The organism is Limosilactobacillus kribbianus, assembly GCF_026413145.1.
In the GTDB taxonomy this organism is placed as follows: Bacteria; Bacillota; Bacilli; order Lactobacillales; family Lactobacillaceae; genus Limosilactobacillus; species Limosilactobacillus kribbianus.
In genome coordinates, this window is record NZ_JAOVYZ010000036.1 from 1 (window position 1) to 20,081 (window position 20,081).

Here is a 20,081-nt window from a genome sequence, read left to right on the forward strand (position 1 = left end):
AGACACAGACGTATTGATGATGTTTAAACGCCTGCTGGTGGAATTCCTGAACTAACTGTTCTACCTGCTCTGTGATATTAGATACCGTTGTTGGTGAGTAATGACAACCGTACATCTCTTCAATGAGATCTGCGATCTCACGGGTCGTGATTTCTTTGGAATACATATGAATAATCATTGTTTCTAGCGTATCAAGACGTCGAGCGTAAGGCTGAAGAATAGCATTCTGAAATTTATTTTGGCGATCGCGTGGGATCCGGATACTAATTGTGCCAAATTCGGTATCAAGCTGGCGCTCGTAAGAGCCATTGCGGGCATTACGAGTCTGGTGATTCCGTTCATAGGCTTCATAGCCTAAAACTGCCGATAATTCTGACTTCAATAATTGATTAACCGTCTTTTCTAGCTGTTGGCGAAAAATTTCTTTAAGACTAGTGCTATTGTTTAATAGCGCATTTTGCACATCTTTGTTAAACTGATTCATGGGGAAAGCCTCCGTTTTGATTGTGTTAAGCGATTCAATCATACAGGGAAGGCTTTCCCTTTTTCAATTCAAGTTTCAGAATTTACACAAAATATTTTACGCTCTCGAATAATGTCAAATGATTAATGGGAGTAATAATAGAAAAAATCGAAAAAATGAAGCAATCAGTCAAGAAGATCATAGTCAGGTTAAGATGTATAAAACTCACCAGGGATGGGTTAGTTGCTTAACACGGTTTTTGAAGATCTTTTCTTTTAGGGGAAAAGAAGATGTTCAAGCTGATCTTTCAGTCGACCCCGATGAGCTTGACGGGGTGGACGATACAACAGCTTCTTATCTAAAAGGACTAGGAACAACTGCACTTATCGCTGGCGTTGGAGGCCTTGCTGCTGCTAATCCAACGGTTGCCCATGCTGCAGTGCAGTCAACTAGTACTTCAGCTTCTGAAAGTACATCATTGATAACGAATGAATCGCAAAGTGGCTCAGTGGCTGTTAAGGTGCAAACCTCAATTAGTGGTTCGCAATCAGTGAATGCTTCTACCAGCAATGATAACAGTGTCAGTGTTGCTTCAACCAGTACTTCAAATTTACAGGCAAGTGAAACTACAATAACCTCGACGTCGATAGTTTCGAATTCTGTAAGTAGTATTTCTTCACTAGCAGAAATCTCAAAAGATAGTACGCCTAGAGTGATAAGCACTAACAGTGTTCAGACACAAAATCTTAATGTTGTTTCTCGGACCGATCAATTAAATACTGCCAATCTTGCAGTTAAAAATGCGCTCCAGCTTAATCTTGTTGTGACTACTGGTACTGATACAAATCCTGATTATACGAAATTTAGTCAAGATATGACTAATTCGAATATTACCAGGATTATTTTGACCAAAGACCTCGACCTTTCAAACAATGGTTCAGCCGTTGCGTTAAGTCCTAATCATGATCTTGTAATCGATGCTGGCGGCCACAATATTTATCTTGACAATAACTACCTTTATCTTGAAGGTGGGCGGAAAATCACTATTGAAAATGGGACCGTTTGGACTGCTGGATCATCAGATGTAGAAAATGATAAGAGTAAGACTGTTACCGGTGGACTGTCAATGGCTACTGGAAAAAACCGGATTATTTTGAATAATGTCACTGTTAATGGTGGGACTGCGGTTAATTCACGTTACTACAATGATGGTGCTAAACAGGAAAACACGCTGGAGTTAAAGGGCAAGACAATCTTTAATGCCCTTGGCAGTTATAAGGATCTCCAAGGCAAAAAGATTATTACTCACTTTGCCAACTGTGACGGTCAAGGCCCTTCTCAAATTTTAGTCAGTGAGCATGTTATCGTTGATCAAGGTGCATCTGTAACGATGAATGGGAATAAGCTTGTTGATTACAATGTTTCAATGAAGGGTACTCGAATGCCCCGGACCTTTGAAGTTGATGGTAATTTGACGGCAACCGGAGCCAACTACGGGAATGTCTTGATGGACCAAAGTTGGTGGGGAAATGATCCGTTTGGTACTTTTGTGGGACACCATGATAAAGGATTTTATGGTAATACCTTTACGATTAATGATGGTGCGACAGTTAAATTAGAAGCCGATCACTTTAACGTTGCTCAATCTTCTGGTAACTGGGCTAAGAATCAAATTGTTACTATTGGAACGGCCAAGGATCCTTATTCAAATGAATATAAGACGCCTTCAGGCCATGCAAAGGTAACGATGATTGTCGATGGTGATAATGGTGACGGCACTTCTGGTGATGCCAATATCTTACTATTTGGGCATGCGCGTGGCTATGATCCTCATGGTATTCATCAGGATGATAATGGTTTCCATTTGGGTGTTGGCGATCACTTTGCGGACAAGCCATCAGCAACTGTAACTATTAATGCTGGTGCTAATGTTACGATGAAGGCTAGTGGCCGGGCATCGAATATTCGCTCATATATTGGCACAAACTCCAATGCTAGTGCTCCAAATTCCAAAACTGTTGTGAATATTATTAACCCAGAACGGGTGGAACTAATTCACGATCCTTCTAATGGTGATTTTACCTTTGGACCAACAACTTCGACCTATTATTCTACGCAAGTTCATACCCAAACTTCGACTGATAAAACCAACACTAGCATTCATGTTGCTCTGCAGGATACGAATCTCCAAGTTAAGGACAATTTGCAAGTTGATGGTAAGGCAGCTAACAAGGCCACTATGTTAATTGGTAATGGCACTCGAACATTTATTGGTGCAGCCTCGGATAAACCAACCAATACTGATGGCTTATATGGTGATCAAACTAGTCTTATCCTTGATGATGATTACTATGACAATTCACTTAGTAGTTATTCAACATCAAACAGTACAGCGCTGGTATCGTTAACAGCTGCTAAAACTACCAGTTCTACTTGGCTGAGTCAATCTGCTTCCTTATCACAAGCATTTGTTGAGTATAATTCACTTAGTAATAGCATCCATGAGTTTGAAGATTATACGCGGGAAATGGTTTTGAATGGGGTTGACAACAACCCTGATGCATCTGATGTTGTTTATACCGGGAGCACCGCTGTTTCAACATCCATTAGTACTTCAAGCGTAACAAGTTTAAGTGAAAGTTACAGTACTTCAGTAGCAGCAAGCAAGTTGTCGTTAAGTTATAGTACTTCAACGGCAGAAAGTATTTCGGCTTCAAGACAGCTGAGTGAAAGTTACAGTACTTCAGCTGAGACGAGTGCTAGCGCTTCAACGCAGTTGAGCGAGAGCTACAGTACTTCAACAGTGGCGAATGCCAAAGCTTCTACAAGTTTGAGTGAAAGCTACAGCACTTCGGCAGCAGCAAGTACTAGTGCTTCCACGAGCTTGAGCGAAAGTTACAGTACTTCAACTGAGACGAGTGCTAGCGCTTCAACGCAGTTGAGCGAAAGCTACAGTACTTCAACAGTGGCGAGTGCCCAAGCTTCTACAAGTTTGAGTGAAAGCTATAGCACTTCGGCAGCAGCAAGTACTAATGCTTCCACGAGTCTGGAATCGATGAGTAGCAGCGCTTCCACAAGTCTGAGTGAAAGTTACAGTACATCAGCTGAGACGAGTGCTAGCGCTTCAACGCAGTTGAGCGAGAGCTACAGTACTTCAACAGTGGCGAGTGCCCAAGCTTCTACAAGTCTGAGTGAAAGTTACAGCGCTTCGGCAGCAGCAAGTACTAGTGCTTCAGCAAGTCTGGAATCGATGAGTAGTAGTGCTTCTACGAGCTTGAGCGAAAGTTACAGTACTTCAGCTGAGACGAGTGCTAGCGCTTCAACGCAGTTGAGCGAAAGCTACAGTGCTTCAACGGTGGCAAGTACTAGTGCTTCAGCAAGTCTGGAATCAATGAGCAGCAGTGCCTCCATGAGTTTGAGCGAAAGTTACAGTATTTCAACAGCGGCGAGTGCCAAAGCTTCTACAAGTTTGAGTGAAAGCTACAGCACTTCGGCAGCAGCAAGTACTAGTGCTTCAGCAAGTCTGGAATCAATGAGCAGTAGTGCTTCCATGAGTTTGAGCGAAAGTTACAGTACTTCAGCTGAGACAAGTGCTAGCGCTTCAACGCAGTTGAGCGAAAGCTACAGTGCTTCAATGGTGGCAAGTACTAGTGCTTCAGCAAGTCTGGAATCAATGAGCAGTAGTGCTTCCACGAGCTTGAGCGAAAGTTACAGCGCTTCAGCCGAGACAAGTACTAGTGCTTCAGCAAGTCTGGAATCAATGAGCAGCAGTGCCTCCATGAGTTTGAGCGAAAGTTACAGTACTTCAACAGCGGCGAGTGCCCAAGCTTCTACAAGTTTGAGTGAAAGCTACAGTATTTCAGCAGTAGCAAGTACCTCAATTTCAAATAATAATGAGCGTTATGCTACATCAACAATAGCAAGCAATGCAGCTACGACTAATAGTGGTAGCGAGCATTATAATGCATCAACTCAAGCAAGTAATGCAGCTACGACTAATAGTGGCAGTGAACAGTACAATGCATCAACAATAGCAAGTAATGCGGCAATGATCAATGATAATAAGCAGCATAATTCATCATTAGAAACTAATAATGCCGCCATAACAAACTCTCAAAATATTTATGGGTCAACTACTGCATCAAAGCTAAATCAGACAGCAGATAAGGATATAACATCTAAAATGGCGGAAGCAAATACGCAAAAGAAACTTCCATCAACCGGTAATACAAAATCTGTTGGTATGAACTTGGCATCTGCTTTAGTAGCGTTGGGCGCATTCCTGATAGGAAAGAAGAATGATAGTAAGAATTAATGGTTCAACATGATTTAGCCATCAAATAACTGATCATATGTGAGTATGATAAAATAAACGACCCCTGATACTGGTGAAATACTGGTATCGGGGGTTGCTTTTTAGATTCAACATTGATTTGTAACATCTATCGCATGGTGAAACATTATCAAGCGACGATATGCAACTAACAAATTGTGCGTACATAATATTAGGAAGTATGACAGTTGATCTATTTTGCTATATAATTTTTGAATTTCAAGTGTATTACTATCTTCTGCTGTTGAAACGAGAGCGTAAAATATTTTGTGTAAATTCTGAAACTTGAATTGAAAAAGGGAAAGCCTTCCCTGTATGATTGAATCGCTTAACACAATCAAAACCGGTTACTATTAAAAAGTAGTGTAACTGGTAAGTAAAACGGGAGGAAGAATGAATATAAACCAAACTTATACCTTTAATAACGGAGATCAAGTGACGCTGAAGAGCCAGTATCATCATTACCGTACTGACCAAATAGATTATTTAATTCAGCAAAGTGATGGTACTGAATATATTATTGGTCAAACAGAATTGCAGGCTTTGATACAAAAAAGCCGAACAGATCAAGAAAAGCTTGCACTATACATTAAATATTTTTCTGGGCGTCCTGATGTCTGTGCACAAAAGTGGAGTAATGGGAAAGGATACAGTCCGGCACTTAAAAACTGGTGGGCATTTTATCAGGCACGTAATGACAAGGTTGCCCAAGAAAAGTTGCCTAAAAATTACGTTCCATATAATACGCAAGTTGTGCGCGATCAGATTACTTCTTCTGATCCTTACCACCATTTTGGAATTTACCCCTTATTAGATAATGATTGCACCAAGCTATTGGTTTTTGACCTTGATCAACATGGTGCGCCAGTTAAACCGGCTAAAACGGCTAAAGCAATCATTACTACTTGTCGAAAGTATCAAATTGACTGTTTGCCAGAGATTTCTTCTTCTGGAAATAGCTACCACCTCTGGCTCTTTTTTAAGGAACCAATCCAAGCGGCAACAGCACGTCGCCTGGGTAAGTTAATTCTAATTGAAGCAATGGTTAATAGTGAGGATGTTGACATTTCTTGCTTTGATCGAATGATTCCCAATCAGAATCGATTGCCGAAAAAGGGCTTTGGTAATTTGATTGCCTTGCCACTGAAATGGAGTGAAGTCCAAAAACAGTGCTCGATTTTTACGGATGATCAGCTGCGACCGTTGCCGATATCACAGCTATTTGATCGTTTGGAGGCTACTAAACGTTATACAGATGCTGAAATTCATCAAAGAATGCAGAAAATGAGTCAAGATATGCAATTAATGTCGGGGCAAAATCATGAACTCAGCCTAGCAACAATTAAACAATTCCCAGCTGCTGTTTATGGCCGAATCAATGGTGAACTTCAGATTGAGCGTCAATCATTAACGCGGCAAGAACAGCTTTCATTATTGGGATTGGCGACCTTTAGTAATCCAGAGTTTGTCAAGAAGCAGCGAATACGAGCCCCTGTCTGGGACATTCCGTCGGTACTAACTGCTGGGAGATTGGATAGAAGCAATCTCTATTTACCACGAGGTGTTTTAGGCGAATTGGAAAAGCATTGTCGTTGCCATTTCGATGAACGCTTTACTTCTGCTAAGCCGTTACATGTGACATTTTCTGGAAAATTGCGTCCTGAACAAGAACAGGCTGTAGAAAGTGTTGAGAGTCATCAATTGGGCATGATTAGTGCTCACACGGGTTTTGGCAAGACGGTTGTTGGTTGTGCACTCGTTGCTCGTCGCCATGCTCGAACGCTGATTGTTGTGCCGACTGCAAGCATTGCCAAACAATGGCAACAATCGGCACAACAATTTTTGACGATCAAAGATGAACCATTTGAAGAACGGACGAAAACTGGTCGCAAGGTTCGTAAAAAGAAGGTGGAATTGATCTCAGGAACCCGCAACCGTCCCTCTTATCTAGTTGATGTGGTCAATATTCGTAAATTGACTAGAATGCGGGAAACAGAACGGGGACGTTTTTATCAAAATTATAGTCAGATTATTGTTGATGAGTGTCACCACATTTCGGCTACTACCTTTGAACAGGTACTGGTCCAAGCAAACGTTCGCTACATTGTTGGCTTGACAGCAACTCCTGAGCGTAATGATGGGTTAGAAAAGTTTATGCATTATCGGTGTGGAGCAATCCGTTACCAAAGCAGAGCTGAGGATAACTATCTAATTCAACGTTATCTATATGTACGCTACACCGGTTTTGGTGAAAATGCTAAATCAATTCAGCGCGGGAATTACGCTCAACTTTTGAATGAATTAAGCGAAAACCGTGAACGGAATAATTTGATTGTCAATGATCTTCGTCAGGCTCTGCAAGAGGGTCGACATATTCTTTTACTTAGCGAACGAATAAAACATTTACGAATACTGCGAGATTTGTTGGCTCCCTATCTGTCAAATAGCCAGTTGTGCTTAATTACAGGAGGGAAAGGCACTAACCTCACAATTGGAAACGAAGAGCAACCCTATGTGATTCTATCAACAAATAAATATGTGGGTGAGGGCTTTGACTTACCGAGCCTTGACACACTCTTTTTAACTTTGCCTTTTTCCTGGAAGGGCAATACGAAACAATATTTAGGACGACTAGAGCGGGGACTTCTGCATAAAGATGAATTACGAGTTTATGATTATGTCGATATTGCTAACGATACTTTCGCAAAGATGTATCAGAAACGTGTTCGGGTATATAAAAAACAGGGTTATGAATTTGTAAAAAGCAAGAAATGGAAGAATTATGCTGCCGTATACTATACCAATTCGGAATATTTCCAGGTATGGCAACAGGATTTTGCTGGAGCGGCGGTTATTTATCTGCGTATAAAACGACTAGATCAGTTACAAGTTGACATGCTTAATCGTCTTTCGAAAGAGAAAAAAGAAATTTACTTAGAAACGGAAATGGCTGGACAATCAGAGCTTGAGAAGCATCTTTCAAGGCAAATTAGTGTTAATTGGTGTAGGCGTATTGGAAATAATATTTGTGTTTTTGATTACCGGGTCTGCTGGTACGGTGATTTAAATTTTGGCGGCAAATCGTGGCCAAACACCTCTGGAATTCGTTTGGTGAGTCGGAAATTAGCTACTGAAGCAATGAACCGATAAATTTATCGCAATGATATGAGCTCTTAAAAGTGACTTATGCTCTTTCTAATGTATTTAAAGGGTAGTAGGTAATTAAACCTTACAATTGGTAGTGGATATTAATTTTAGTAAGGCAAAAATTAAGAAAAGGCACTGGGTAAATCGGGGTAAAATTTATCTAGTGCCTTTTAATGTTTTTCAACCGACTGCTAATTTTTCTGCAGTGAATTTAGGATTGCCTGTTTTTGCTTTAGTTGATCTTGCGCAGCTGTCAAAATGCTTTGCGACTTCTTCATCTTATTTTCTGCAGCAGTAACTGCCTGCTGGTACGGCAATATTTCTGCAGGATCAACTTTGTAATCAGGGATTGCAATTTCTTCATTATATGGTGCTTGGTTGACTTTGCTAGATGGGTCGGCATCTTTAGTATAGAATCCTATCTGAAGCTGTTGTTTAATCCGGTTACCATGCGGATTGGCGATGGAGTTAAAGAGGACTTCCAACCCTTTCTTAGAATCGATAGAGATACCCAATAATTCTCCCTGAACAATGTAGTTCAAATCACTATTTAAGCGGATACCTAAAAGGTCCGTTGCGTGGCCAAATTGTTGTGCACTCGAATGATCACTTTCGAAAATTAAGCAGATTACGGCATCATAGACAAGGTGCTTGAGATCATTAAGATTATTTAGTTTCTTCTGGTCTCCATAAAGCGATTCGCAAACATAACTAACACCCCATTTTTGTGGGAGAACCGTATTTAATGCATTTAGATCATGCCCCTTGTTATCCCAAATATTCCAATTGTCTTTCAAATAAGTTTTTGCAGTATCTTGTGCAACTGCAACTGATCCATTAGTAATATGATACAGCGGAGTTCCCAGTTGGGCACGAATTTGGTTGAGAAGATAGACAGCATACTGTGTGGCAACTGTGGCATCGTGATCTGACAAGGTGCTATCAGAATTCAATGTGACTGGAATTTTTTCATCGATTGGATTGTCTTTCCATGAATTATAGTTTGTAGTACTACCCTGCTTATTAGTATTCAATATAGTTTGGAACTCGGCAGCAACTGTTTGATCCTTATAAGATAGGGATGAAACATTCTTTTTCTTGCGCAAAATCCCTTTCCAAGCATTAAGCCAAGCTTGTGGAGCTTGAATCACATTTGGCTTTTGTACCCCTTCAAGCTCATCCTTAGCTTTATTCAAAGCGAATTTATCATCATCAAACTGACTCTGTGCATCATCTACTTTTTCTTGAGCAGCATTCACCTTTGCCTGAGCAGCCTTAATTTTCAACTGTGCGGTTGCCTGTGCAACACTTGCGTAGGTTTCACCGGTCCATTCGCCGCTGTCTTTAAAGATGCAAGCTTCACCATTGATTTCTGCAACTCCAGTGAGCATCCAGTAATTTTCAGGGTCGAAGTAATACCAGTTGTCATTAATCATTTGCCAGTCATTAACTGCCCAAGCATTGGATGGATCAAAGTAGTACCAGCGATTGTTAATTTTCTGCCAGCCGGTCAAAGCCCAGGCATTGGTTGAATCGAAGTAGTACCAGTCAAAGTCTAAGTGGAGCCACCCAGTATCAGCCCAAGCATTGGTAGGGTCAAAATAATACCAGTTGCCGGCGCCGGATTTGAACCAGCCGCGGTCGGCCCAGGCGTTGGTTGGGTCGAAGTAGTACCAACGGTTGTTGATCTTTTGCCAGTTGGTTAGCGCCCAGGCATTCTGGTTGTCGAAGTAGTACCAATTGCCGGCGCCGGACTTGAACCAGCCACGGTCGGCCCAGGCGTTAGTCGGATCAAAGTAGTACCAGTGGTTGTTAATCTTTTGCCAGCCAGTCAGTGCCCAAGCGTTTTGATTATGGCAAAATAGTACCAATTGTTATTGATCTTTTGCCAACCGGTATTAGCCCAGGCATTTTGATCGTCGAAGTGGTACCAGTTGCCGGCGCCGGATTTGAACCAGCCGGTTTGGGCATAACCGCCGTTGTTGAAGTAGTACCAATTATTGTTGATGTGTTGCCACTGGTTGTAGACCCACTTGCCCTGACTATCGGTGTAGGACCAGCCCTGGTCAAAGTGCGTCCACTGGTTGCCAGCATTTGCTTTTGCCTGTGAAACCGTCAGGCGATCAGTAGTTGTCTGGTTACTAGTGGTGGTTGAGGTAGCGATAGCGTCCGTTTTACTTTGAGAGCTAGTTGATTGACTGATCGTCGTACCGTTTTGCGTGTTAATAGTCTGGCTAGTTGCGGTAATATCCTGGCGAACGACTGGCTGTTGAGCCTGGCTGACCTGAACGCTGGTGTTGGCAGTCGATGGATCAGCGCTGGCACTTTGTGTAGCCAGCCCCCCGGTCAATAGCATTGTTGCAATTGTGATTGTAGCCATCAGCCAGTTCTTGCCAGCCTTATAGAGTTTCTTGTGTTCCTTAGACATTTTCAAATCTCCCCCTAAGACAATCTTGGTTACAATTTTTATTATACTTCTTTTGCCTTTTTGTCACTGCCGATCATTTCAGTTAGCGGTCGTGCATTTCAGTAAAGATTGGGAAAATTTATGCAATCGGGGACATTGGAAAATGAGGTAAAATATTTTGACGCAGGCTGGAGCCATATTCATAAACATAAAAATAATTCAAAATTCAAGCTTTTTGCCTGTATCAGGTAAGAAGCTCAATTTTTAATCTGTCCCTCGGAATATATTTGTATCTCATGAAATACAACTGTGCTATTATAATTCCTGAAAGAGTTTGGGTGTGAAAGCAAGGCTGAAGTACCACAGAGCAAAGCGTTTGATATCATTGATCAAGCTTTAAGCTGGCAAGATTATGTGGCGGGACCAGAGCACGATAATCATTATCAGTTTCCATATCATCAAGACTAAGGAGGGATGATTGTAAATGGCTAAAGTGAAGCTTTATAATCCAGAGCTGGAAACGACCGAGTTGTACGAAGAAAAATGGCTTCCAGAAAAGATTGACATTAAAGATGAAAAGGATGTTTTGGTTGTTAACCATTATTGGCAGGATCCGCGAGGAGAACTTTGGGGGAATTTTAAGGACCCAATGGAAAACGTCCAGCGGGGCTTTGACGCCTATCGTGTTCGGAAAGGTTATTTGTTTCCAATTGAGATTCGGCAATTGCGACAAGCTCTCGGATTGCCAGTCAGAAAATTTGCGGATGCGTTGGGAATTAGTTCTTCGGCACTGACGCAGATTGAAAATAATCATCGGATTCAAACTAAATATCAGGACGTGCTTTTCCGGATGGTTCGACATGATCCGCAAGCATTTCTAGCTTCCTTAGATGATGTGCAGTCAAGGCTAGAATTAAGTGGAAATTACGAGATTAATGATCACTTCTATGCCAAGAGCAGCACAGAGAAGTTACAAGAGTTTCAGTTGAATGAAAAGAGGGGAGAGTTTGCATAAAATGACAGCTTTACAATTTAATACATACTGGGTGAATGCAATGGGCTACACTCGGAACGAGAATTTTACGGATCCGAAGAAAAAAGTAGTAATTAAGCCACAATTAAAAACCAGTACTCAGGTTAAGGGCACAAGCATTGAGCTAACTCTAGTAGTGACAGTGGGATCGTTGACGGACCAGCGCTTACCCTTTGAAGCTCGTTGTTCAATTACGGGCAGTTTTACCTACCAGGAAATGCAGGACGAAACGAAGATCGATCTAGATACTTTAGTTAACAATAACGCCGTTGCCATTTTGTTTCCTTACGCGCGGGCAATCATTACGATGCTAACCGCAGGCGCGAATGAATACCCAGCCTATATTTTGCCAACGATTAATGTCAACAAAGCACTAACTAACTTAGCATAGAAGATTTTTAAATATTTTTAATGCAAAATCCAAATTCCTCCGTATATATAGGATAGGAGGAGGAATTTAAATGAAAAAACAACTGATAAAGGAACTACTGGCGATGGGACTCTTCGACCAGTACACGCCCGACGAATACGCGTCCGGTTACGGATATCTGGAGAAATATGACAATGGCTACTTCCTGGTGATCGCGGAGAAGAATGCCAGGGCGATTATGGAGGATCTTAAGTATGGGGACTTTACCATCGAAAAGGATCTTGACTGCTTGCCCACCTATCCTGCTAAGGCGGCCCAGCGTTTCAGCGAACAACTTCAACTTGCCTACCGACGACTAGTTCGCCATCACCCGAGCTGGGCGGTTGACGATTAGCTGTCCGTAGCACCATCCCCTGAAATTTGTCACCGGGTCAATCGGCTTGGTGTATAATAAAGTTATTACTACTTCAGGATGGGGATGGATCGAAATGGATAAGAAGAAAGCCCTACACGCGCTGTGGGAACTGTGCCAATTAGGAATTGCCGCTCTGTTGCTGTATTACATCGTTAATTTCCTGGACCTCTTGATCAAGTAACAAAATCCCGTTCACAACCGAAAATCGGTTGCGGACGGGATCCTTTTTATGCTTTGTTTTGCTTTCTGCGTCGGATTAAGAGACTGACAATTCCAGCCAGCACCAGCCAAACCAGTCCAAGCAGGGAGATGATTGCTCCTTGCTTCAGTCCCGGCGTTTGGTAGGTGAAGCGGACGTTATGCCGACCCCGCGGCAGCCAGACGCCCAGGAAGGCCTGGTTAGTGCGGACCGTCTTGGCCGGGTGACCGTTGACCGTTACCCGCCAACCGGACGAGTACGGAATCGAAGAGGTCAGGACCCCGGCGCGCGGTGTCGTGATCCAGCCGCTGACCTGGTTGCGGTTGAATTTTAGCTTGGTCAGGGCGTGGCGCTGGATGGTCCGCACCTGGCGAGTGTAGTTGCCACCGAGCTTTGTGGCTACGACCCGGTACCGGAGCTCGTAGCGGCCGAGCTTCGACGGTTTGAAGGTCAGCTTCTGTGGCAAGTTGCCGCTATAGTAGCCGATGTTGAGCGTGCCGTTCTTGACCAGCTTGAAGAGCGAGAGGACGTTCTGCTTAGCTTGGACCACGCTGGCGGTGCCGAACTTGCTCGTGTAGTCGAGCTGGAAGGAGATGTCCGGCGAACCGTTCAGAACATGGTAGCGCCAGTAGCGGTACTTGTTGAAGCGTTGGTTGAAGACCGTTCCGGGATGATTGCTCATCGCCAGGCGATGCTTCATGTCGTACTTGATCTGTTTCTTCATGGAGAAGGGCGTGTACTTGATCTTGGAAAATTCGATGTGGAGCTCGCTGCCCCGGACCCGTTTGCGGAAGGCCTTGCTCTGCATTTGCGGGAACTGGAGCTGGTACTTCTCATCGCTGTCGGTGTATTTGAGCTTGGTCGGGTTAATCTTGTTGAAACGGTTGGAAATCAGAACGCTCTTCAACGGGATCGACCGGGTCACCGTGACCGCCTTCATCCCCGTGGTCCGGCCCGCTACCAGGACCCCGGCCGCCAGGGCCCGTTCCTTTTCGCTCGGCGAGAGCTTGCGGTACTGGCGGTGGCTGATGTAGTGATCCTGCCAGTAGATCAGCGGGAAGGCGTTTTTAGTCTTGTAGCGCAACGTTTGGATTGGAATCAGCTGTTCTTTGCTGGTAGCGGTGCTGGGCTGGTCGACGTCGTAGTTAATGACCGGTTGACTGGCCTGATCCAAAAAGTAGCCGGCTGGCAACTTGGTAGCGTTGAGACTGTTGCTCTGAACAAAGAGGTAGCGAACGCCAAAGAAATTGTTCATGATTGTCCGGTCATCAGCCTGACGAATCGGGATGTTGGCCTGGTACTGGTTGTTCTGCAGGCTGGTGTTAAACTGACCGAGATACTTGTTCTGTAGGGAGTAGTAGGAATCAATGTTGTGCAGGCCCGAGGTCAGGTCGTTATCGAGGTTGGGCCCGTCAATAATCTGGTTTTGACTGATGGTCGAAACCCGGTAGGCCGGCGTCCGGCTGAGCCCGGCATCGAGCCCGCCGTAGCGATTGGCCGTGATCGACTGGTATTCGCCCCGACTGAGCATCTGGTCGGAGAAGTCCCCCTTGTAGGGAAAAGCGGCGTAGATGGCGTTGAAACCGGCGTTGAGCAGGACGATTGCCAGCAGCCAGCGGTCCGGGAAGCGCGTCTTGTGGAAGTTAATCATCCAGAGCGCCATCAAGGAGATAACCAGGAAGAGCACCGGCATGAAGATGTCGTCGTTGTTGGCAAAGTAGAAGGTCGCAATCAAGATGGCCAGGTAGATGGCCGTGGCGATGCTGAGGATCCAGAGGGTGTGACGGTCAAAGCTGGGGGCGTTTTCGGCGAGCCCGCAGACCGCTAACGCCAGCGGCAGGTAGATCAAAAGCGTCCACCGGTTAGAGGCCGACATCATCCCGTTGAAGAAGGCACCGACCGCCGGGATCAGCAGCATAATAAATGCCAGACCCAGGCTGATCGTCAACAAGGGGTAGCGACGGGGCCGCGAATAGATGTAGACCAGGGCCAAGAAACCGATGGAGACTACCCCGAGGGCCGTCCAGTACATAAAGTACCACTGGCCCCCGTTGATCAGTTGCTTGGGCAAAAAGAGGTAGTAGTAGAGCGGGTAAACCTTGAGTCCGTTGGCAAACTCGGCCCCGGTCCGGGTGGAGTTCATGATCGCAATGATTTCCGGCACCAGCATGATGCTGGCGACCAATAGGCTGGTAACCGTCGCAAAGGCCAGTTTTGCCAGTGCCTGCCAGTAGTTGAGGCTGCGACGGTACTTGGTGGCCACCCGGAGCACGAGGTAGGCCAGCGCGCCGATGCCGAGGACAAAGGCCAGGTAGTAGTTGCTGATCAGCATCCAGATGAAGACACCGGTCAGCGGCCAGGCTGAGTCCTCCTGGAGGATTCTTTCAATCTGGACCACGATTAGGGGAAAGATGATGAAGGGGGTCGTGAAGAATGGCTGGGCTACGCAGGCATACAAGAGAAAGGCGTTGACCGTGTAGGCGACCGTCCCGATCAGGATGACTGAGCGCCGGAAATTAAAGTGCTGAGCAAAATAGATGAAGGCTAGTCCGACACAGTACATCCGCAGCATCCCGATCAGCTGGTAGGCCATCGTCATCTTGGCCGCCGGGAAGAGCAGGGCCAGGTAGGCGAAGACGTCCCCGATCGTGTAGTAGGAGTAGACCTGGAAGGTATCGGCCCCCAGCCCCATCTGCCAGGACCAGAAATTCAGCTGGCCCGGATGGTGGAAGAAGTGAATCAGGGCCTGGCGGTACTTGACCATCAGCGGCAAGTGCTGATTTAAGGCGTCCTTGCTGAGAATGAAGGTGTGCCCGGTGGCCAGGTAGGTCCCGAAGATGCAGGCGGCCAGGAAGAGGAACATCAGGCTGTATTCCAGGTACAGCCGCTTCAGTCCCGTCCGACGTTGAAACGAAAAATCCATGATGTGCTCCTTAGTTTGCGTAATACTCAACTATTCTATCATTATTCAAGGAAGGTGCGTATAAAAAATCCGCCCGGCAATCGCGCAGGACGGATTAGTTAAGCAGATTGGTGGTGGTTGGAATCGTTGGACTGCTTGATCAGCAGCGTTTTAACCTCATCGAGCTCGTGCTTTAGCTGCCGGTTTTCGCTTTCCAAGCGGTCCAGCTGGCGGCCGACCTTTTCCTCGTCTTCTTTGGCGAAGTATTCGGTGATCGTGCTGGTCAGCATCCCGATGAAGCCGATTCCCAGAAACATCAGGATGATCGCGGCCCCCCGCCCCAGGCCGGTCTTAGGAGTGATGTCTCCGTAGCCGATTGTCGTCGCCGTCGTAATTGCCCACCAGAGGGCCTCATTGAAGGAAACCTTTTCGGAGATTCGGAACATGGCGGCAGCCACCAGGATCACGGCGATGCTGATATAGAGGTAGTAGAGAAATTCGCTGCGCTTGAACAGGCTGGCGAGCCGACCGGTCAAGCCGACCAGGCGGGCGATCCGCAGCAATTTAAGCATCCGAAAGGTCCGGCCAATCTGGGCGACCCGGAAGAAGGCGAAGATGCTGGAGGCGGGGATGATCGAGAGCAGGTCGAAGAGGTTGTGGGTGAAGAAATACTTTTTGTTTTTAGCTCGGGCGAAGCGAACGAGGTAGTCGACCACGAAGATCGCCCAGATGCCGCTGTCGATCAGGTTGTAAGGGTAGGCGTCGAGATTGAGATCGCCGGCGTAGTAGGCTAGCAGCATGACGATGGTAATGATCGCCAGGATGGCAATGAACACCTGGTAGCTAAGATAAATAATTCTTTTCTTCTTCATGATGCCGGCACCCCATCGTTAATAATTCTTTCGGTATTATAGTATAATCGTCTTAGAAGAAATAGACAATTTGAATTGGGAGCGGTCTTCCCGGTTCCAGTTACAAATCAAAGGAAATGATGAACTATGCTCAACAAGAGTGACTTACAGCTAATCGAATCTGAATTAATCTCCATGGAGGAGCCCTACTTGGGAACGTTGGCCAACGATATTCACGCAAATGCGGCGGAACTGCTTGATGTGCACCGCGGCAACACCTTCGTTACCAGTCTTAGCCTGAGTGTCCTCCAGCGCATCAACGCCTACTTTCAGGACTACCCACCCTTCAACAGTGATACTGGTGAGGTGATCGACGACCTGGATCAGCTGCGTTTGAGCTGTGACTATCGGCGAGTGCGCCGGCTCCTTCAGCAGGAGATCATGAACTATAATTTCTATCACGATAACGAACTCGATGCCTACAGCCCGCTCTGGATCGAACGGGACAGTCAAACGCGGCCGGGAACGGGTTACCGGGCCATCGTTAACTTTTACCTGCCAGCGCTCGGGGGTGTGCCGCAGAGCGAGACAACCCTTTATTCAACCCTGGTCGGGGACGCGATGACCGAAATGGCGATCATGGGTTGGCAGTTTGATTAACCGCTTTCGCGAAAAGACTTATAATGAAGACAAAGGGGGATGAGCAGGATGAACAAAGCATTTATGACCGGTTATTACCAGGGGGTAGTCGAAGTTGCGCCCGCCTCACTGTCGGCGGCCAAGGTGGAAGAGTTGGCAATCACGATGACTATTCAGCACCTGCGCCACGCGGGGGTTGCAATCACCACCATCCACGATTTTTTGGTCGATGACATTCACGCCAACGAGCGGGTTGTTAACCACCACATCAGTGAGACGGCGGACCAATTGGAAACAGCTCAGGCCAAAATTCTAGCAGGAGCATTCGAAAAGTAAAATACAAACGGCGAATGTTGATTTTGAATCAATGTTCGCCGTTTTTAAAATTTAATTAGTTTTTAAGCTTTTATTAATGCGTTGATTTTGCTAGAATAGAAAGCAACCAATTGAAAAAGAAAACAAGAACAAAAGGAGTGATGTACGCATGGAGAAACCACAAAACACGAACGAGGAGCTTAACCGTTCCCTCGGCCTGTGGTCTGCACTATCAATTGTGATCGGGACGATTATCGGTTCCGGAATCTTCTTTAAGCAAGCTTCAGTCTTGGATAGTGCCGGTTCCTCCACTTTGGCGTTGCTGGCCTGGGTCGTTGGTGGCTTGATCACCCTGACTTCGGGGCTGACAGTCGCCGAAATCGGTTCGCAGATGCCCTACACCGGTGGCCTCTATGTTTACATCGAAACCATCTACGGGCGCTTGACCGGCTTTCTCTCCGGCTGGATGCAAGCAATTGTTTACGGGCCGGCAATCATTGCTTCGGTTGCCGGTTTCATGAGCATCCTGATGACCGAGCTCTTCGGCCTGTCCGCTTCTTGGCGAATTCCACTGGCGGTGATCACCATCCTGGCGATCGGGGCGATGAATCTGCTCGATAACCGGGTCGGCGCCGGCTTTGCGATCCTGACCACCATCGGGAAGCTGATCCCAATCGCCGCAATCATCATCTTCGGGATCTTCTTCGGTCACGAAAACGCGCTCGGCCAGACGGTCAGCCAGGTCCACCAAGCCAGCGGTAATTTCGGGGTCGCCGTCTTAGCAACCCTGTTCGGTTACGACGGCTGGATCCTGATCGCCAACCTGGGTGGTGAAATGAAGAACCCGCAAAAGCTGCTGCCAAAGGCGATCATCATCGGGGTCAGCTCAGTCCTGGTTATCTATACCCTGATTACCTTCGGGGTCTTTCGCTTCCTGCCGGCGGCCAAGATTCACCAGCTCGGTGAGGGGACGACCAGCTATCTGGCGATGAAGGCCTTCGGGAAAATCGGTGGACGGTTGCTTTCGATCGGAATCATCATTTCGATGATGGGGACGATCAACGGGAAAATCATGACCTTCCCACGGATTGTCTACGCGATGGCAAAACGTCACGACCTGCCGTTCTCCCGTTACCTGTCCTATGTCACTCCCAAGGCCAAGGAACCGGTAGTAGCGATTGGCTTCATCATCGCCCTGGCGACGGTCATGATGTGCTTCTTTGATCCTGACCACCTGTCGGATCTCTGTGTCTTCACAGTTTACTGCTTTTACACGCTGGCCTTCATCGGGATTTTCATCCTGCGGCGGCGCAATCAGGGGAAGCCACGGCCGTTCTCGACGCCGCTTTACCCGATTATTCCGCTGATTTCAATTGCTGGGGCGCTCTTCGTTCTGGTTAGCGAAGTCGTTAATGACCCGTGGGGCGTCGTGCTCTTCGTCGGCATCACCATCCTCGGCCTGCCGGTGCTCTGGGCAGTCAAAGAGATGGATAAGCGCCGTCAAATGTAAAAAGTTTGGTCAGGACTTTATCACTGGCCCCAAATCGTGCTAAAATAAAACAGGTCCCCTGATGGGTAAGATCAGAGGAACCTGTGGTAGAAGTATATTGGCGAAAGCAATTGCAGGATTGCCTTCGCCTTTTATTATAACAAATGTCGCTCTCAATTGGTAATGTTTAATATTATTTTTTTATTACTTAAAGGAAGGAATTATAAATGCGTCAAAAAGCATCAATCTTACTAGCAATTATTGGAATTATTGTCATCGCCGCCGCCTTTGCCCTGACCGGCACGGCGCGGTTGGCAACGATTACACTTGGGGTCATTCTTGCCTGTGGCGGTTGCCTGATTCTCATCACCAACACCCATGCCGCCGAGCAGCATAAAACAACGACCACGATGATCATGGTCCTCTTCGTGATCGTCGTGGTCGGTTATCTGGCTAAAATGTTAGTGTTTAACTAGGGCTCTAGTTTGAAATAGGCTTGAAGATACTTGGCCAAGCCGTTGTGATCATTGTCGACGCTGGTAACATCGTCGGCAATTTTTTTGATTGTCGGAATGGCGTTTTGCATGGCAACTCCTCGGCCCGCGGCATCGAGCATTTCCTGGTCATTGTGCTCGTCTCCGAAGGCAATGATGTTGGATTTGCTGATATTGTATTGCTTGGCAATGTAGAACATCCCCGATTCCTTGTGGGTACCGCGGTGAATCAGCTCCAAAATATTATAGGGGCCGCCCCAGATCCGCGGTTCGACAAAGTCATCATACTTTTCGTTGACCGCCTTGACGATGTCCTGCTCGTGTTCCGGCTGGTATTCGATCGTCAGTGCGATCGGGTTGCCGTCGAGATTGTCGGCGGTCAGCACTTGGTTAGGCTGCAATTGGTTAGGCAGAAATTCCGGCAGGTGGTTACTGGCGTGGTTGGCCCAGACGCGGAACTTGTTTTCGACCGTGATCGTATCGATGCCGAGCTGCTCGTGCTGGGCAAGCAGGTCGAGGGCAATCTCGCGGGTCAGTTCGACGTCGTATTCTTTATCCCAGTGCTGGTGAGGAATGTGGGTGAGAGCGCCGTTGAAGTTGACCATCGGTGTTCGGATGCCGATTTCATCGTAGATCCGTTGGGCGATTCGGTAGGGCCGACCGGTGATAATGCTAACAATGTGGCCTTCGTGCGCTACGGCCCGCAGTGTCCGAATGGTTTCGGACGTTAACCGTGACTGGTTGTTGAGGGTTGTTCCATCGAGATCAATGGCAATTAAGTGTTGATTCAATCGGTATTCACTTCCTAAAAGAGCTTATTAAGTTATCATTATACGCAAATGAGGACCAAAAGTTAACTAAATTAGTTTGTAATTCTGCCGGCAATGGGCAGTTTTTCTTCCCCCGAAATGTCAAATTAAGTTAGAAAAAAGCTAGTTGCTCATCGGTGACGTGCTTCATGAATACTTCAAGTGGTGTGCGGTAGTTCAATGACTTGCGAGGAATGTTATTCCGACGATGCATC

15 protein-coding genes and 1 pseudogene are annotated in these 20,081 nt (G+C 46.2%); 9 read left to right on the top strand and 7 right to left on the bottom strand.

The window, feature by feature from the left end; all coding sequences use genetic code 11:
• Positions 1-484: transposase (locus tag OCT58_RS07495; protein WP_267202256.1), on the bottom strand; the 484-nt coding region annotated here is incomplete at its 3' end.
• A gap of 118 nt (positions 485-602) precedes the next feature.
• Between OCT58_RS07495 and OCT58_RS07500 the strand changes: the two genes are divergently transcribed.
• On the top strand, positions 603-4,778 hold the full coding sequence (locus OCT58_RS07500) for a serine-rich glycoprotein adhesin (protein ID WP_267202257.1): 4,176 nt from the start codon (positions 603-605) through the stop codon (positions 4,776-4,778).
• 411 nt (positions 4,779-5,189) lie between these two features.
• Positions 5,190-7,946: a TOTE conflict system archaeo-eukaryotic primase domain-containing protein gene (locus OCT58_RS07505; protein ID WP_267202258.1), complete on the top strand. Its 2,757-nt coding sequence runs from the start codon at positions 5,190-5,192 to the stop codon at positions 7,944-7,946.
• Positions 7,947-8,134: 188 nt separating this feature from the next.
• Here OCT58_RS07505 and OCT58_RS07510 read toward each other — a convergent pair whose 3' ends face one another.
• Complete coding sequence (locus OCT58_RS07510; protein WP_267202259.1) at positions 8,135-9,814, bottom strand: SEC10/PgrA surface exclusion domain-containing protein; 1,680 nt, start codon at positions 9,812-9,814, stop codon at positions 8,135-8,137.
• Positions 9,775-10,371, bottom strand: a complete 597-nt coding sequence (locus tag OCT58_RS07515; RefSeq protein WP_267202260.1) for a KxYKxGKxW signal peptide domain-containing protein — start codon at positions 10,369-10,371, stop codon at positions 9,775-9,777. The genes OCT58_RS07510 and OCT58_RS07515 overlap by 40 nt, the downstream gene beginning before the upstream one ends.
• 463 nt (positions 10,372-10,834) lie before the next feature.
• On the opposite strand from OCT58_RS07515, the gene OCT58_RS07520 reads away from it, so the two are divergent.
• The 3 genes from OCT58_RS07520 (at position 10,835) to OCT58_RS07530 (ending at position 12,147) form a co-directional block, all read left to right on the top strand.
• Positions 10,835-11,365: a helix-turn-helix domain-containing protein gene (locus OCT58_RS07520; RefSeq protein ID WP_267202261.1), complete on the top strand. Its 531-nt coding sequence runs from the start codon at positions 10,835-10,837 to the stop codon at positions 11,363-11,365.
• A 1-nt stretch (position 11,366) separates the two neighbouring features.
• Entirely contained in the window at positions 11,367-11,774 is a 408-nt protein-coding gene (locus OCT58_RS07525; RefSeq protein WP_267202262.1) for a protein-export chaperone SecB, read from the top strand.
• A gap of 70 nt (positions 11,775-11,844) precedes the next feature.
• Entirely contained in the window at positions 11,845-12,147 is a 303-nt protein-coding gene (locus tag OCT58_RS07530; RefSeq protein ID WP_267202263.1) for a hypothetical protein, read from the top strand.
• 248 nt (positions 12,148-12,395) lie between these two features.
• Here the strand turns inward: OCT58_RS07530 and OCT58_RS07535 are convergent, their stop codons facing one another.
• Together OCT58_RS07535 and OCT58_RS07540 are read right to left on the bottom strand one after the other, a co-directional pair.
• Positions 12,396-15,290, bottom strand: coding sequence for a YfhO family protein (locus OCT58_RS07535; protein WP_267202264.1), 2,895 nt, complete (start codon positions 15,288-15,290; stop codon positions 12,396-12,398).
• Between the two features lie 98 nt (positions 15,291-15,388).
• Positions 15,389-16,141, bottom strand: a complete 753-nt coding sequence (locus OCT58_RS07540) for a potassium channel family protein (protein WP_267202265.1) — start codon at positions 16,139-16,141, stop codon at positions 15,389-15,391.
• A 126-nt stretch (positions 16,142-16,267) separates the two neighbouring features.
• Here OCT58_RS07540 and OCT58_RS07545 point away from each other — a divergent pair, with 126 nt between their 5' ends.
• The 4 genes from OCT58_RS07545 to OCT58_RS07560 all read left to right on the top strand — a co-directional run bounded on the left by OCT58_RS07545 (position 16,268) and on the right by OCT58_RS07560 (position 19,039).
• The gene (locus tag OCT58_RS07545) at positions 16,268-16,780 is read left to right on the top strand and encodes a hypothetical protein (protein ID WP_267202266.1); all 513 of its coding nucleotides are present in this window, start codon (positions 16,268-16,270) and stop codon (positions 16,778-16,780) included.
• 48 nt (positions 16,781-16,828) lie between these two features.
• Entirely contained in the window at positions 16,829-17,095 is a 267-nt protein-coding gene (locus OCT58_RS07550) for a hypothetical protein (RefSeq protein WP_267202267.1), read from the top strand.
• A gap of 148 nt (positions 17,096-17,243) precedes the next feature.
• A complete protein-coding gene (locus tag OCT58_RS07555) occupies positions 17,244-18,584 on the top strand; it encodes an APC family permease (protein ID WP_267202268.1) in 1,341 nt (446 codons plus the stop codon).
• 206 nt (positions 18,585-18,790) lie between these two features.
• On the top strand, positions 18,791-19,039 hold the full coding sequence (locus OCT58_RS07560; RefSeq protein ID WP_267202269.1) for a hypothetical protein: 249 nt from the start codon (positions 18,791-18,793) through the stop codon (positions 19,037-19,039).
• Here OCT58_RS07560 and OCT58_RS07565 read toward each other — a convergent pair.
• On the bottom strand, positions 19,036-19,848 hold the full coding sequence (locus OCT58_RS07565) for a Cof-type HAD-IIB family hydrolase (RefSeq protein ID WP_267202270.1): 813 nt from the start codon (positions 19,846-19,848) through the stop codon (positions 19,036-19,038). The two genes, OCT58_RS07560 and OCT58_RS07565, sit on opposite strands and share 4 nt — an antisense overlap.
• Positions 19,849-19,978: 130 nt before the next feature.
• Positions 19,979-20,081, bottom strand: a pseudogene (locus tag OCT58_RS07570) (IS30 family transposase); the annotation flags it as partial.